Origin of the sequence: Parabacteroides bouchesdurhonensis (assembly GCF_900186615.1) — a bacterium.
In the GTDB taxonomy this organism is placed as follows: Bacteria; Bacteroidota; Bacteroidia; order Bacteroidales; family Tannerellaceae; genus Parabacteroides; species Parabacteroides bouchesdurhonensis.
On sequence record NZ_LT896588.1, the window covers coordinates 2,561,697 to 2,576,178 of the forward strand.

At 37.6% G+C, this 14,482-nt stretch carries 16 protein-coding genes and 1 tRNA gene; 11 read left to right on the forward strand and 6 right to left on the reverse strand.

The features are described from left to right. Positions 1-18 precede the first annotated feature (18 nt). The gene (locus C1721_RS11035; RefSeq protein ID WP_102408392.1) at positions 19-240 is read right to left on the reverse strand and encodes a hypothetical protein; all 222 of its coding nucleotides are present in this window, start codon (positions 238-240) and stop codon (positions 19-21) included. Between the two features lie 113 nt (positions 241-353). Beyond that, complete coding sequence (locus C1721_RS11040) at positions 354-755, reverse strand: hypothetical protein (protein WP_102408393.1); 402 nt, start codon at positions 753-755, stop codon at positions 354-356. Positions 756-846: 91 nt separating this feature from the next. Here C1721_RS11040 and C1721_RS11045 point away from each other — a divergent pair, with 91 nt between their 5' ends. Next, entirely contained in the window at positions 847-1,743 is an 897-nt protein-coding gene (locus tag C1721_RS11045; protein ID WP_102408394.1) for a 1,4-dihydroxy-2-naphthoate polyprenyltransferase, read from the forward strand. Between the two features lie 525 nt (positions 1,744-2,268). Here the strand turns inward: C1721_RS11045 and C1721_RS11050 are convergent. Together C1721_RS11050 and C1721_RS11055 are read right to left on the reverse strand one after the other, a co-directional pair. Further along, on the reverse strand, positions 2,269-3,144 hold the full coding sequence (locus C1721_RS11050) for an NAD kinase (RefSeq protein WP_102408395.1): 876 nt from the start codon (positions 3,142-3,144) through the stop codon (positions 2,269-2,271). A 12-nt stretch (positions 3,145-3,156) separates the two neighbouring features. Next, a complete protein-coding gene (locus tag C1721_RS11055; protein ID WP_102408396.1) occupies positions 3,157-3,819 on the reverse strand; it encodes a CBS domain-containing protein in 663 nt (220 codons plus the stop codon). Between the two features lie 83 nt (positions 3,820-3,902). Between C1721_RS11055 and C1721_RS11060 the strand changes: the two genes are divergently transcribed. From C1721_RS11060 to C1721_RS11090, 7 genes are all read left to right on the forward strand, one after another. Then, positions 3,903-4,628, forward strand: coding sequence for a pyridoxine 5'-phosphate synthase (locus tag C1721_RS11060; RefSeq protein WP_102408397.1), 726 nt, complete (start codon positions 3,903-3,905; stop codon positions 4,626-4,628). A gap of 30 nt (positions 4,629-4,658) precedes the next feature. Then, positions 4,659-5,372: a MotA/TolQ/ExbB proton channel family protein gene (locus tag C1721_RS11065; RefSeq protein WP_102408398.1), complete on the forward strand. Its 714-nt coding sequence runs from the start codon at positions 4,659-4,661 to the stop codon at positions 5,370-5,372. A gap of 7 nt (positions 5,373-5,379) precedes the next feature. Beyond that, positions 5,380-5,790, forward strand: coding sequence for an ExbD/TolR family protein (locus C1721_RS11070; RefSeq protein WP_102408399.1), 411 nt, complete (start codon positions 5,380-5,382; stop codon positions 5,788-5,790). A 5-nt stretch (positions 5,791-5,795) separates the two neighbouring features. Next, positions 5,796-6,644, forward strand: a complete 849-nt coding sequence (locus tag C1721_RS11075) for an energy transducer TonB family protein (protein ID WP_102408400.1) — start codon at positions 5,796-5,798, stop codon at positions 6,642-6,644. Positions 6,645-6,692: 48 nt separating this feature from the next. Further along, positions 6,693-7,238, forward strand: a complete 546-nt coding sequence (locus C1721_RS11080; protein WP_102408401.1) for a DJ-1 family glyoxalase III — start codon at positions 6,693-6,695, stop codon at positions 7,236-7,238. Between the two features lie 157 nt (positions 7,239-7,395). After that, positions 7,396-8,310, forward strand: a complete 915-nt coding sequence (locus tag C1721_RS11085) for a DMT family transporter (RefSeq protein WP_102408402.1) — start codon at positions 7,396-7,398, stop codon at positions 8,308-8,310. A gap of 96 nt (positions 8,311-8,406) precedes the next feature. Beyond that, positions 8,407-8,958: a 30S ribosomal protein S16 gene (locus C1721_RS11090; protein WP_102408403.1), complete on the forward strand. Its 552-nt coding sequence runs from the start codon at positions 8,407-8,409 to the stop codon at positions 8,956-8,958. Between the two features lie 68 nt (positions 8,959-9,026). On the opposite strand, the gene trxA is transcribed toward C1721_RS11090, so the two are convergent. Further along, entirely contained in the window at positions 9,027-9,497 is a 471-nt protein-coding gene (gene trxA / locus C1721_RS11095; protein WP_102408404.1) for a thioredoxin, read from the reverse strand. A 183-nt stretch (positions 9,498-9,680) separates the two neighbouring features. Here trxA and C1721_RS11100 point away from each other — a divergent pair. After that, positions 9,681-9,765, forward strand: a tRNA-Ser gene (locus tag C1721_RS11100). Positions 9,766-10,064: 299 nt separating this feature from the next. Next, a complete protein-coding gene (locus C1721_RS11105) occupies positions 10,065-11,165 on the forward strand; it encodes a site-specific integrase (RefSeq protein WP_102408405.1) in 1,101 nt (366 codons plus the stop codon). A 140-nt stretch (positions 11,166-11,305) separates the two neighbouring features. On the opposite strand, the gene C1721_RS11110 is transcribed toward C1721_RS11105, so the two are convergent. Beyond that, a complete protein-coding gene (locus C1721_RS11110; protein ID WP_102408406.1) occupies positions 11,306-12,985 on the reverse strand; it encodes a DUF4365 domain-containing protein in 1,680 nt (559 codons plus the stop codon). Positions 12,986-13,300: 315 nt separating this feature from the next. On the opposite strand from C1721_RS11110, the gene C1721_RS11120 reads away from it, so the two are divergent. Then, positions 13,301-14,431 (forward strand): glycoside hydrolase family 130 protein, encoded by a 1,131-nt coding sequence (locus tag C1721_RS11120; RefSeq protein WP_102408408.1) that lies wholly within the window; start codon positions 13,301-13,303, stop codon positions 14,429-14,431. Positions 14,432-14,482 lie beyond the last annotated feature (51 nt).

Genomic DNA, 14,482 nt, shown 5'->3' on the forward strand with positions numbered 1-14,482 from the left:
AGCTTTAAGTTGCGTTTTCTATTTTGTTGCTTCTTCATCAACCACTGCTTCTTCTTTCGAAGTTCCAGTGTTACTGAGACCTTTCATGATACCATATAATCCTACGCAAAGAGTACCCATTACGATGACAAGTTTAAGGTAATCATTTGTAATGATTGAACTGCAAGCAAGTACGCAACCTGCTATAGTAAGAAGAACATAAATATATATACGAGTTTTACCTGATTTGTTATTAGACATAATTGTATGATTTTATAGTGAATAAATGATTTGTTTCGTGTCGGAAAGACACAATTATAGCTGTATAGAAAATATCTTCTATACATACATAAAAGCAATTAGTTCACTATAAATCAAATAATGAGTTTCCGGAAGACATAAATATGGCGTCCCATCCGGCAGAAAAGTGTAGATAGATTAATGGTGTGACAAACAGAATTGGTTGCGAATACTTTACACAAAGTATTCTCACCCTTTATGCGGATAAAATGTAATGTTTTTTCGGCACCTTGCTGTATACGCAGGTTGGATGTATAGCTGGACGTTTGGATGTTCCGGCGAGGAGTAAGGCAATTGCTGCCTTTTAGATCGCTGCTTAGAATCTCCAGGCGATGGTGGACATCCGTAGCGGTTTTCTCTTTCATAACAGTTTCCTGCTTGGAAGCCATAAGCAAATTGTCATTATTCACTCCTTCTTCCGGAACAAATAAGAACATTCCAATCAGCAGACCTACTATGAATAGAATATTTTTCATGTTGCAAATATAAAGGAAATCTTAATAACGTAATGAATTATTGTGCTTTTTGTTTTTACTTTTGCAAACAATTTTATGCGAAGTGAGAGATATGGAAAAAGAAAAGAGCCTTTTTGGTGTTTGGGTAGAAGCTGCAAGGCCTAAGACGCTTCCGGCATCGTTTAGTCCGGTGCTATTAGGAACAGCATTGGCATATAGAGATGGAACATTTCAATTAATACCTGCCATACTTTGTTTGTTGGTCGCTTTATTAGCCCAAATTGCCAGTAACTTTGCCAATGATTATTATGATTTTAAAAAGGGAGCCGATAAAGAAGACCGCTTAGGACCGGAGCGCGCGGTGGCTTCCGGGTGGATATCTCCAAAGATGATGTTGAGAGGTACTTTGGTTACACTGGCCTTTGCCTGTCTTAGCGGTTGCATGCTATTATTTTATGCCGGTTGGGAACTGATCCCTGTAGGTGTGGCCATAGCCATTTGTGTATTGGCCTATTCTGCCGGTCCGTATCCTTTGGCATATAATGGATGGGGAGACGTTTGCGTACTATTGTTTTATGGAATTATCCCGGTATGTTTTACTTATTACGTACAAGCCCTTTCCTTTTCTTTGCTCTCTTTTCTGCTTTCATTGGCATTGGGCTTATTATCCGTGAATATTTTGATCGTAAATAATTACAGGGACTATAAACAAGATAAAGCAGCTGATAAACGAACTACTATTGTTCTATTTGGCCGTACTTTCGGAAGGGTTCTTTATTTGATAAATGGTGTGATAGCTCTTCTTATCGTTGTTCCGTTACTTCTCAACGATATATGGTGGATGACATGTTTGTTTGGCCTTTTTGCTATCCTTTTTGTTTCAACCTGGTTGGAACTGGAGCGATATGAAGGACGCGAACTGAATAAGACTCTGGCGCATACGGCACGTAATGTTTTTATATTTGCTATCCTGCTTTCGGTGCTGTTGCTCTATACCCGTTTTCATTAATATATACTGCTGTTTTTTTTGTTAAAGGCAATAATTTATTGTCTTTATGCCTTTGCTTTGTCGTTAAACATAGGATGATTTAGTAAAAAGTATATGAATATTTATTCTTTTGACCTAGGGCAAAATCAATTACGACCTAGGTCAAAATTAATTTCGAGCCAGGTCAAAAGAATAAAAATGCGGGAATTTTTGCTTAAATAGTCGGGACAAAAGAATTAATATGTGCTATGTTTATCGATAGATGATTAAGTATTATCTATGGTATTGCAGTGGAAGTCATTAAGTTTGATAATGCGGTAACGGCTGTTTTTATCCTTGTATTTGGGGGGTGTTTTACTGTAGGATGATCGTTGAAGGTTATACTCGTTTTCAGTGAAAGTCTATAAAACAAAAAAGGCTATCTATCCCAGACAGCCAATCTCAATAGTTAACCTTAAATCTAATACCATGAAAAACACATTGCAAATATATTATATTTATGTTATATAGCATAATTATACGATATAAATAGTATTGTATTTAACATTATTTTATTCTTGCGTCGGCTCCCCACATTAATTTCTCCCTTAATGTCTGGTAGAAAGTATGGTTATATCGCTTAATAACTTTCGTGGTGTAATCGGCTTTTGTTATTTTTAATTCTATCCCGACCGGAAATACTTCGGAATGACCGTCTAATGCGATTAGGAAGTTGCGGCTTCGGCTTTCAACACCTAAAGTAATTGTATAAGAGTCCGGAATAACAAGTGGACGGACATTCAATGAATGGGGAGCAACAGGACTTAACACAATACTGTTGCTTTGTGGAAGTATGATAGGCCCGTTTACACTCATGGAATAAGCCGTAGAACCGGTTGGGGTGGCTACAACTAGTCCGTCGGCCTGATAAGACGTAAGATATTCATCGTTTAATGAGGTGTGTATGGTTATCATTGAAGATGTATCTCGTTTTAGGATAGCAATTTCATTCAAGGCATAGTTATATCCTTTAAATGTACGTTCCTCTGTGTGTAATCTCAATAAAGTCCGTTCTTCTATCCGGTAATAATTTTTGAAAAGTTCTTCCAGGGTGTCTTCTATTTCGTTGTTACTAACGTCTGCCAGAAATCCCAGTCGTCCGGTATTTATACCGAGGATAGGTATGTCTTGTTTATTTACGCGGGCGGCAGTACGCAGAAATGTCCCGTCGCCTCCGATACTCAATACAACATCCAGGTCGAATTCATCTCCTGTGATTTGCCCTTTCATAGGAGGTTCGTATCCTAGTGCATCAGTAAGGAAAGTGTAGAAAAGGCTGTCTACGTATATCTCCGCTCCCAGAGAACGGAGCTTTTCAAACAAACGTTTGATAAGATTTTGTTTTTCTATCTGATATTCGCTGCCAAATACTCCTACTTTCATTTTCTTTTCTTCTTACATATTCATATAATGCAATAACTCATTCATCCGTTGCTGTAACAAATTGTCTACCATTCCTTTTTCCATGAAATGATATAGAACCGTATAATTAAAACGTTCAAAACTACGTATTACAGGAGATGCATCTTCTAGATCAATCTTGATGGAGATAAGGAGGCGGCCAGTCTCTTTATCTTGGTGTGATAACAGATTCAATACATGAGCATTGTTGGATTCTACCAAACGGGCAATGTCTGAAAGGACGTAATCTTGCGGCATCATTTCAAGAACGATAATACTGCCTTCCGCTTCCGCATTGCATAATTCGGACAGTGCATCTATCAGTTTATCTCTTGTGATAGCTCCTGTGTATACACCGTCTGTTGTTACAACCGGTAAAAGGCTTAACCCATAACGTGTCATTATGGAGAGCGCTTCGTGTAAATGGCTGTTTTTACGTATGCTTGGAGCAAACAGAACGGGTTCGCCGATAGTTCCTGACGGCTCAGGTATCGTTAACAGGTCTTTTTCCGATATTAAACATCTATATATTCCTCCGTCATTCACTAACGGAAGATGTTTGAGTTTATAATCATCCATTATTGCTAACGCATATTCCACTGTGTCAAAACTTTTTAACACCGGAAGTTCTTTCATTATGAAATCTTTTACTAACATTTCTCTATAAATTCACCAAATCCTGCTAAATTTGCCGATACATTTGTGCAAATGTAATCAAGAAAAAGATATAACGATATACGATGACAAATTTAAGTGTAAACATTAACAAGATTGCAACTATCCGTAATGCGCGTGGAGGAAATATGCCGGATATATTGAAGGTCGCACAAGATTGCGAATCATTCGGTGCACAAGGGATTACGGTTCATCCGCGTCCGGATGAAAGGCATATTCGCTATAGTGATGTGTATGCTTTAAAACCGTTGATTAAAACAGAGTTTAACATTGAAGGTTATCCTTGCGATAAGTTTATTGATTTAGTATTGAAAGTAAAACCTTCTCAAGTAACATTGGTACCTGATGCTCCCGATGCTATAACTTCTAATGCCGGTTGGAACGTGAAAGCACATTTCGATCAATTGAATGATTTGGTAGATACATTTACAGGACAAGGTATTCGTACATCTATTTTTGTGGGAACGGATTTGCAAAATATAGAATTGGCGGCTAAAACGGGAACAGATCGTATAGAGCTTTATACGGAACCATATGCCACAAATTACGCAAAGAACCGGGATGAAGCTATTGCGTCGTTTGTTGCTGCGGCAAAACTAGCTAAGAATTTAGGATTAGGAGTAAATGCCGGACATGATTTGAGTTTGGAAAACTTGGCTTTCTTTAGCCTGAATATTCCTTGGTTGGAAGAAGTATCTATTGGACATGCTTTAATTTGTGATGCATTGTACTACGGATTGAAGGAAACCATTTCACTTTATAAAGCTTGTTTGCAAAATAATAATAGATGAGTATTAACTTGAAATAAAAGTACAGAAACAATGAGTATTTTACTTTCTCTCCAGGCTGCAGGAGCACAAGCTGCGGATCAAATGCCTGATTTAACGGCAGTAACACCACTTCCTACAGAGGCTGAAATTAATGTGATAGACCTAGCGTTCAAAGGGGGATGGATCATGGTCGTATTGTTGTTATTGTCTTTGATGGCAATATATATATTTGTACAGCGCCTGATGGTAATTCGTCGTGCTGGTAAAGAAGACGAGTCGTTCATGAATCGTATTAAAGATTATATTCATGAAGGTAAAGTGGATTCGGCTTTAAATCTTTGCCGTAGTACAAATACTCCTTCTGCCCGTATGATAGAAAAAGGTATTACACGTTTGGGACGTCCTATGAATGATGTACTGGTTGCTATTGAGAATGTAGGTAACTTGGAAATTGCAAAACTGGAAAAAGGTTTTCCTTTGATTGCAACAACAGCGGCAGGAGCTCCTATGTTGGGTTTCCTTGGTACGGTAACCGGTATGGTGCGTGCTTTCTTTGATATGGCAAATGCCGGGACAAATGTGGATGTCTCTTTATTGTCTGGAGGTATATATGAAGCTTTGGTTACTACAGTTGGTGGTCTTGTTGTGGGAATTATCGCTTTGTTTGCATATAACTATCTTGTTTCACAGGTTGATAATGTGGTAAATAAGATGGAAGCTCGTACAATGGAATTTATGGACTTGTTGAACGAACCGGCCAACTAATAAAATTATGGCACTGAAAAGAAGAACAAAAGTAAACGAATCTTTCAGCATGGCTTCTATGACTGACGTTATATTCCTGCTGTTGATATTCTTTATGGTTACTTCTACGGTAGTTATTCCGAATGCAATTAAAGTCACTTTACCGCAAGCACAAAAGCAGACAGCTGCTAAACCGCTTACCCGCGTGACAATAGATGCTAATTTGAACTATTACGTAGCATTTGGTAACCAACGAGAGAAAATGGTTTCGTTTGAGGAGATCACTCCATTCTTGCAAGATAGTTATGCGAAAGAACCGGAGATGTTTGTAGCTCTTTATGCAGACGAAACCGTTCCATATAAAGAGATTGTAAAGATTCTGAATATAGCGAACGAAAATAAGTTTAAGATGGTGTTGGCTACTCGTTCGCAGAAATAATATCTATGAAATTAAATAAGGATGACATATACGGTATAGTTGGTACGGTTATTTTCCATTTAGGACTGTTCCTTATTCTTTGGTTTACAGTAATGAAGACTGTTGTGCCCGATGAGGATGGCGGTATATTGGTCAACTTTGGCAATGTAGATGCTGCTTCGGGGACTTTTGAACCTAAATATACCGAACAAGAGCTTCCTCAGGAAACAACTACTCCGCCTCCTCCGGAATCTGCTCCTAAAGTTGAAGCTCCTAAAGAAGAATTGATAACTCAAGATGTTGAAGAGAGTGTAGCTATTCAGGAAGCAAAGAAAAAAGAAGAAAAACGAAAGAAAGAGGAAGCTGAGAAGAAACGTAAAGAAGAGGCTGAAAAAGAACGAATCCGAAAAGAAGAAGCTGAAAAAAAACGATTGGCAGAAGAACAGCGTAAGAAGGAACAAGCTATTAGTAACAAAGTAGCCGGTGCCTTTGGAATAGGAACAGCTGAAGGTAATAGCCAGGGTGATGCTACATCCGGTGTTGGTAACCAGGGAAGTCCGTTTGGAAATTCTGATCATGGAGCTAATGAAGGGGTAGGAGGTTATGGCTCGTTCAATTTGAATGGTCGTTCTATCGGAGCGGGAGGATTACCTCGTCCGGCTTATACTATTCAGGAAGAAGGACGTATCGTGATAAATATCACTGTAGATCCAAAGGGAAATGTGATTTTCGCGGAAATAGGCAGAGGAACTAATATCGATAATGCTTCTATGCGTAAGAGTGCGTTGGAGGCTGCCCGTCGTGCTAAATTTAATAGTATTAACGGAACAAATAATCAGAGCGGAACAATTACTTATGTTTATAAGTTTAAATGATATAAGGAATGGAGCTGTTTCTGTTTCTGCTTAAACTCGGATAAGATCATGAAAAAAGCGTATGTATTCTTAGCAACCGGCTTCGAGGAAATGGAAGCCATTGGAACAGCAGACGTACTGCGTCGTGGCGGTATTGATGCGAAAACCGTTTCTATCACTGGAGAGAAAAATGTAACCGGATCACATGGTATGGTGTTTGTAGCTGATCTTCTGTTTGCCGAAACAAGTTTTTCTGATGCGGATGCCTTAATTTTGCCCGGTGGTATGCCAGGCAGTACGAATCTGAATGCTTTTGAACCATTGAAAGAACTGTTATTGGATCAATATCGGAATCATAAAATTATTGCTGCTATTTGTGCTGCTCCGCTTGTGTTAGGTGGATTGGGGTTGCTGAAAGGACGTAATGCTACGTGTTATCCCGGCTTTGAACCTAAATTAATAGGGGCTAACGTAACCGGTGGAGCTGTGGAGGTGGATGGCAATGTTATTACAGGAAAAGGGCCCGGTCTTGTTTACAATTTTGCTTTGACATTGGTTGCCGCTCTTAAAGGTGAAGCTGTTGAAGAAGAAGTATCGGCAGGTTTGCTTTTGTAACGTAGAATTTATCTGTTAAACACATAAAAAAGTCAAGCTTAATGAACTATTGAGCCTGGCTTTTTTTATACAAAATATTATATACAATGGGTATGAAACGTAAATCAAGTATCTGTATTTTTTGTATGTTTGTAGCCATTTTATCAAAGAGGTTTTTATGAGTAATTTTAAAGGTTTTGCCTATGGTCTCGTAACTTCTGTAACGTTTGGTTTGATACCTCTGTTTACCTTGCCGCTAATGGCAGAAGGAATGCGTTTTGATTCCATCCTTTTTTACCGTTTCCTTTTTGCGACTTTTGCTCTGATAGGAGTGATGATGGTGGAGAAACAATCGTTTCATGTAGATAAACGGGATATTCCCGTCTTTATCTTATTAGGAGGTTTGTATACTATTTCTGCGATGTTTCTGTTTTGGGGATATAGTTTTATGGCTGCCGGAATTGCTACTACATTGCATTTTACATATCCTGTTTTTGTAGCAATTATCATGATGACGGCATTTCGGGAAAAGACATCATGGATTACAGTTGTAGCTATATTGTTAGCCGTTTTGGGAGTAGCCCGTCTTTCAATTGATGGAGGGAAATTATTTGTAGATCCGATAGGTGTGATGATTGTTCTATTTTCTGCTGTGGGCTATGCGCTTTATATCGTGACGGTAAATAAATCGAGAGTGCATGACATGAATGGTAGAAAGTTAACATTTTATGTTTTTATTGTCAGTACTTGTCTGTTCTTTTTTAAAGCGCAGACAAATGGTGGGGTACAATCCATACCGGATGGACAGTCATGGATTAATCTGATTTTATTGGCTGTTGTTCCGACTGTTATTTCAAATATAACATTAGTACAGGCTGTGCACAATATAGGATCGACTCTAACGGCCGTTTTAGGGGCAATGGAGCCTGTAACTGCGGTTTGCGTAGGCGTATTGGTCTTTGGAGAACCGTTTACTTCGCAAATTGCAACAGGTATACTATTGATAATTGTGGCTGTTACTCTTATCATTCTTTCCAAATATATACAAAAGAGTTTACGGACAATAAAACATAAGTTGTTAATGCATCATTAGATTGATTAAGTTTTTCTGCTTGAAAGTTTGTTTTATAAACGAAAAGTCTTAAATTTGCACCCGCTAATACAAACAGCTTAAATTAATTATTCAAACATGGCAACAAAAATTAGATTGCAAAGACACGGTCGTAAAAGCTACGCTTATTATCAGATCGTAGTTGCAGACAGCAGGGCTCCACGTGATGGAAGATTTATTGAAAGGATAGGTTCTTATAATCCGAACACTAATCCTGCTACAGTAGATTTGAACTTCGAAAGAGCTTTGTATTGGTTACAAGTGGGTGCACAACCTACAGATACAACTCGCAATATTCTTTCTCGTGAAGGTGTTTGCTTGAAAAAGCATTTGCTAGAAGGTGTTAAGAAAGGCGCATTCGACGAAGCCGCAGCTGAAGAAAAGTTCCAGGCTTGGTTGAAGAATAAACAAGCTTCTGTTCAAGCTGCAAAAGACAAGGATAGCGAAGCTGCAAGAGCTGCAGCTAAAGCTCGTCTGGAAGCTGAAAAAGAAGCAAATAAGGCAAAAGCAGAAGAAGTAGCTAAGAAGAAGGCAGAATTGGCAGCCGCTGCTGCCGCTGAGAAAGCTGAAGAGGCTGCAGTTGAAGAAGCTCCGGCTGAAGAGACTCCAGCAGCAGAAAGTGCTGAATAATTCATGCAGATGCCACATAAAAAAAGAGAACATTGAAAAATGTTCTCTTTTTTTTATTGCTATAAATCTTATTTCTTACCAAGTAAGAAGCTGTCAATTTGCTTTACGAATTCTTCTCTTGGAAGTGCTCCTTGTGCAACTTGAGGCTGTCCTTTTGCCGGAATAAATAAAAAAGTAGGAATGCTCTGTATGCCGAAAGCTGTGGCCAGTTCTTTTTCTTTATCTACATTGATTTTATAAATAATAATGTCATTCTTGTATTGAACTGCCAAGTCGTTTAAAATAGGAGCTACTTTTTTACAGGGACCACACCAATCTGCATAGAAATCGATAATACATGGCTTATTTCCTTCATAAACCCATTTATCAGGATTCTTTTCGTAATTAAAAACTTTTGAAAGAAATTCTGCTCTATTTAAATGGATAACTTCTCCCTCTGCGGTATTCTCTGCATTATTTCCTTTCGGGTTGGCAGACATTGTGCAACTGATTGAAAGAAGTGCTACCAGAATCATTAATAGACTTTTTAATTTTCTCATATAAAACTATTTACTATATAATTAATACTATCTGCAAAAATAGTAATAAATTACCTATGAGATTCATTTCAATGATTAAAAGAAAGATAATAATAGAAAAAGAAAAAAACAACTTCATATAGTAGGAAATAAAAGAAATATTGCTAACTTTGCACCGCAATTAAGAATATGATTCAAAATATTGGAGAGATGGCAGAGTGGTCGATTGCGGCGGTCTTGAAAACCGTTGAACCGAGAGGTTCCTGGGGTTCGAATCCCTATCTCTCCGCTGAACACTAAAGACAAATGGTGGAAAAGCTAAGACAAGTCCCGTAAAATCAAGGTTTTACGGGACTTTTTCATTTTGTCGGCAGACAAGCAAAAGACAAGAAAATGCCCCGTTTGGACAAAGTAGTGTTACTAAATCGTTACTGAAAATTGAGCGAAATAAAATAATAACGATTTTAATGCTAAGTTGCTGATTTGTCGCTCGTTGTATCTTGGATGTCCGTTCATAAACTAATTGTTAATCGTTCCTTTGCGGTGGGAATTATAAGCCCATTGTTACGGACATAAAAAACAAGGTATATGAGCAAGAGTACATTTAAGATTCTCTTCTATGTTAGAAAGAATCAAGTAAACAAGGATGGAACAGTCTGCATAATGGTTAGACTGACTGTAAGTGGTGATGTTACACAATTCAGTTCAAAATTGAATGTGAATCCAAAAGCGTGGGATGTGAAGTTGGGTAAAGCGGCTGGCAATTCTTTAAAAGCACGTCAGTTGAATGATTTATTGGAGGACATGCGTACTTCTTTGAAAAATCACTATCGTGATATTGAAGTACATGAGTCGTTTGTTACAGCGGAGAAAGTAAGAAATGCGTTCTTGGGTTTTACTGCCAAGCAACGGACTCTTTTGGAATTATTCAAGAAACATAATGAAGATGCACAAAAGTTGGTTGGTATCAGTAAAACAGCTGCTACTATGGCGAAGTATGACCGATGCTATAGGAGAATGGAAGAATTTATGAAAGCAAAGTATAATATCACGGATATTGCTTTGAAGGAAATCAATCATATGTTCATTACGGATTTTGAAACGTATCTGCGTACTGTTAGTTTATGTAATGAGAACACAACCGCCAAATTTATGCAGACTTTTCGAATGATTGTCATTATGGCAAAAAATAACGGTTGGATTTATACTGATCCGTTCATGAATTATAAGATTCGATTGAAACGAGTGGATAGAGGTTATCTGACCGACCAAGAGATACAGAAAATATTGAAGAAGAAGTTTTCAACGAAACGACTGGAACAGGTGCGGGATGTATTTATTTTTTCTTGCTTCACCGGTCTTAGTTATATTGATATAAAGACGCTGAAAGCAAGTGAAATTTGTATCTCGTTTGATGGTAAGCCGTGGATTATGAGGCATCGCCAAAAAACAGATACTCCTGTAAATGTTCCACTGCTGAAAATTCCATTGGCTATATTGAAGAAGTATGAAGGACAATTACCTAAAGGTGAATTATTGCCTGTATTAAGCAACCAAAAGTTAAATTCTTATTTGAAAGAGATTGCGGATTTGTGTGGAATCAATAAAAATATTACTTTTCACATGAGAAGGCATGGCAGTTTCTGTTTCTCCTTGAAAACAAGCAATTTACAGAATTGGAAATCTTGATAGGTAACGATTTAGAAACGAGCAAAATTCCCTTATCTGCTTTGTTTTGCATTATTAATAAGAACGCTTTATTCTAAATGCAAAGATAATACTTTTTCTAATTATGATACTATATCAAGTGGAACTATTGTTTGTTGTAATTACATACAGCCATGCTGGTTAAAATAATCATCAAAATGAGTTCCTAATAACTCATAAAAATAGGTTAAACAATTATATTTCCCGAATAATATTGTCATATCATTGAGCCCTCCTCCTCTGAAACAAGAGAACTCTCGGCCATTGAACATCACTGATTCTTTCCTGAATAAATCCGATGCAGAAGATAAATTATTTTCTTTCATTATCTTCGAATCACTAATATCTTCAATTATAATAACCTTTTCATTAGATGGTATTATGCTTCTAAAATAATGAATGTAAAATATAAATTTATGTCCTGGATCAGAATAGTCTACCAAGACAGAGATAAGATTTCCACCATAAAAAGCATCAAGGTCATTAGCTAATAAAGGGAACTCTGACTGTATAAAATTCTGATATGCTCGTATTGTATTTAAAATTACTATTCGAGATTTATCCAACGCTGTTGTTGGAGAGTAAAAATCATATACCATCCCCGTGTTTCCATAAGAACCTTTAACGGGATAGAGATATGGTATGGTCGTATACCCAATCTCGGATAAAAACTTAATAGCATCATATACAGTGTTTACATATAGAGATTTCCCTCCTGACACTAAGTGTACTGGCATTTTGTCAATGTATGGGTATTTTGATTGAAAGTGTTGAATCAACGAGTACACATTCAATTCAGAATACTTTTTTAAATGTAGGTGCCTCCAATTTGCTTCAATAAACTCATGAATATATTCTACCAAAAAGCTCTCATCTAATGGGATAATTCTCTGCTTTTTGATAAAGCCCTCTACGTGCTTCTTAATGATAGAAATAGAATATAAATTAGGATTTTCTTTGAGCTTATTTTCGGCACAAGAAAATGAAGCATAGTCATGGTCGTGTTTAATCTCAAAAATTGAACACTTGGGTATTTTAACTATTGGTGCGACAAGTTCTCCTACATTTACATTGTATAGAGAATATTCTAATGAACTATCCGAATATGTATATATTGCAATCCCACGTTTCCACACATTAGGGAAAAGAACACTTTTAATGTACCTGAAATCAGATTCTAATAATCCGTTATATGCATCTGTGAAGTTTTGAATCTCCTGAATATCACAAGGCCTTAAATCTGTCGCCATTTTAGGCATGTTTAGAAGATATGACTTTAGTTCGCTATTCTCCTCTAAAATGGCTTCGCCATGAGTTAAGTAATATACACGGCTACTGCATATACTTAACCAATATTTTAATACGGTGTCAATATTATCTTCACGCAGTTCCTCGTTTTGGCTGAAATGTAATGTAATAGTCTCTTGTTGCTCTTTGTCACGATTCTCATTTAAAAGTTTTGGTGAAATATGTTTATATAAGACTTTATCCTGAGAATGGTCTACTGCTAAAAGAAAGACATTATCAGTTGTTGTTTCAGCATATGCAAATAAAGATGTAGGACAAGGGAACTTGTTATGTCCTTTATCCCTTTGAGATACAGTTTTTACCTGAACAGTAATTTTGCCATTAATTCTATTTGATGAATCAAGCAACTCAATATAACCGTCAATATTAGATTGTGTAGTCCCTTTATCAATATTATTTTTAGTTCGGCCAAGTAAAAGAGTCTGTATAAATAGTACCGAACGTTCTTCTTTCACACCGTTTGCATCTATAGAAACTTTAGCTTTAAATGACATAATCTGCACTATAAATTAAACATTTGAGGACTAATATTATCTTCCACAAAGTTAAAGACATTTTCTCTAATCTTTCATATTCAATGGAGAATGTTTACCTTTGTAAGTAAAGAACGTAATTTTCAAGTTATCAATGGATAATATTAATAAGACACCTGAACAGCAAATTGACGAAGTAGTAGAGAGTTTAAAGGCACTACTTCTATCGCAAGCTCGGAACCAGCAGGAGGCAGAAGAAATTAAGCGTAGATTAGATTCTTTGGGACTGTCTTGTATTGATTGTAATTGTCTGAAAATTATTAATCTTTATATAGAATGAAAAGGAGATTTTTGAATTTAGCTTATTTATTGTTAGTTGTTGTATTCGTAACTTCATGTACGGAAAAGAAACAAGCGGAATTTCCCGATTGGGCATGGACTAATTTTCAGCGTCCGGAGGGTATCAATCCTATTATTTCTCCCAATGCGACGTCTGTCTTTTATTGCCCGATGAGACAAGATTCGGTGGCATGGGAGGCAAGCGATACTTTCAATCCTGCTGCTACAATCTATGATGGAAAAGTTGTTGTTCTATACCGGGCGGAAGACAATTCGGCTGTTGGTATCGGTTCACGTACTTCCTGTTTGGGATATGCTTACTCTGATGACGGCTTGCATTTCAAACGAATGCCTGCTCCGGTATTCTATCCGGCAGACGATAGCCAGAAAGAACTCGAATGGACGGGAGGTTGCGAAGATCCGCGTGTAGCTATGACTGAAGACGGGCTTTATGTGATGTTCTATACGCAATGGAACAGAAAGCAGGCACGTCTGGCAGTTGCTACTTCCCGCGACCTGCAATCTTGGGAAAAGCACGGGCCGGCATTTGCCAAAGCATATAACGGCCGTTTCTTCGATGAATTCTCCAAGTCTGCTTCTATTGTTACCAAATTGATGGATGGAAAACAAGTAATTGCCCAGATCGACGGGAAGTACTGGATGTATTGGGGTGAGAAATTTGTAAATGTAGCCACCTCTATAGATTTGGTGAACTGGACGCCTATGCTGGATGAAAAGGGAGATTTCCTAAAAGTAATAACACCCCGTAAAGGCAAGTTTGATAGTTCGTTGACGGAGTGTGGTCCTCCGGCTGTCTTGACGGATAAAGGCATTATGTTGTTTTACAACGGAAAGAATGCCGATGGCACGGAAGGCGATATGCTTTATACGGCCAATTCTTATTGTGCCGGACAAGCCCTGTTTGATGCCAAAGATCCTGCCAAGTTAATAGACCGTCTGGATAGACCTTTCTATATGCCGGAATCCGACTTTGAAAAGAGCGGACAGTATCCTGCCGGAACGGTATTCATAGAAGGACTTGTGTTCTTCAATCAGAAGTGGTATTTGTATTATGGCTGTGCCGATTCGCGCGTGGCTGTTGCTGTGTATGAACCGGAGAACTATTAAATAAAAAGAAGAAGAGCCGGCTAATAAGTTCTTATTAGATACTTTAAGTAC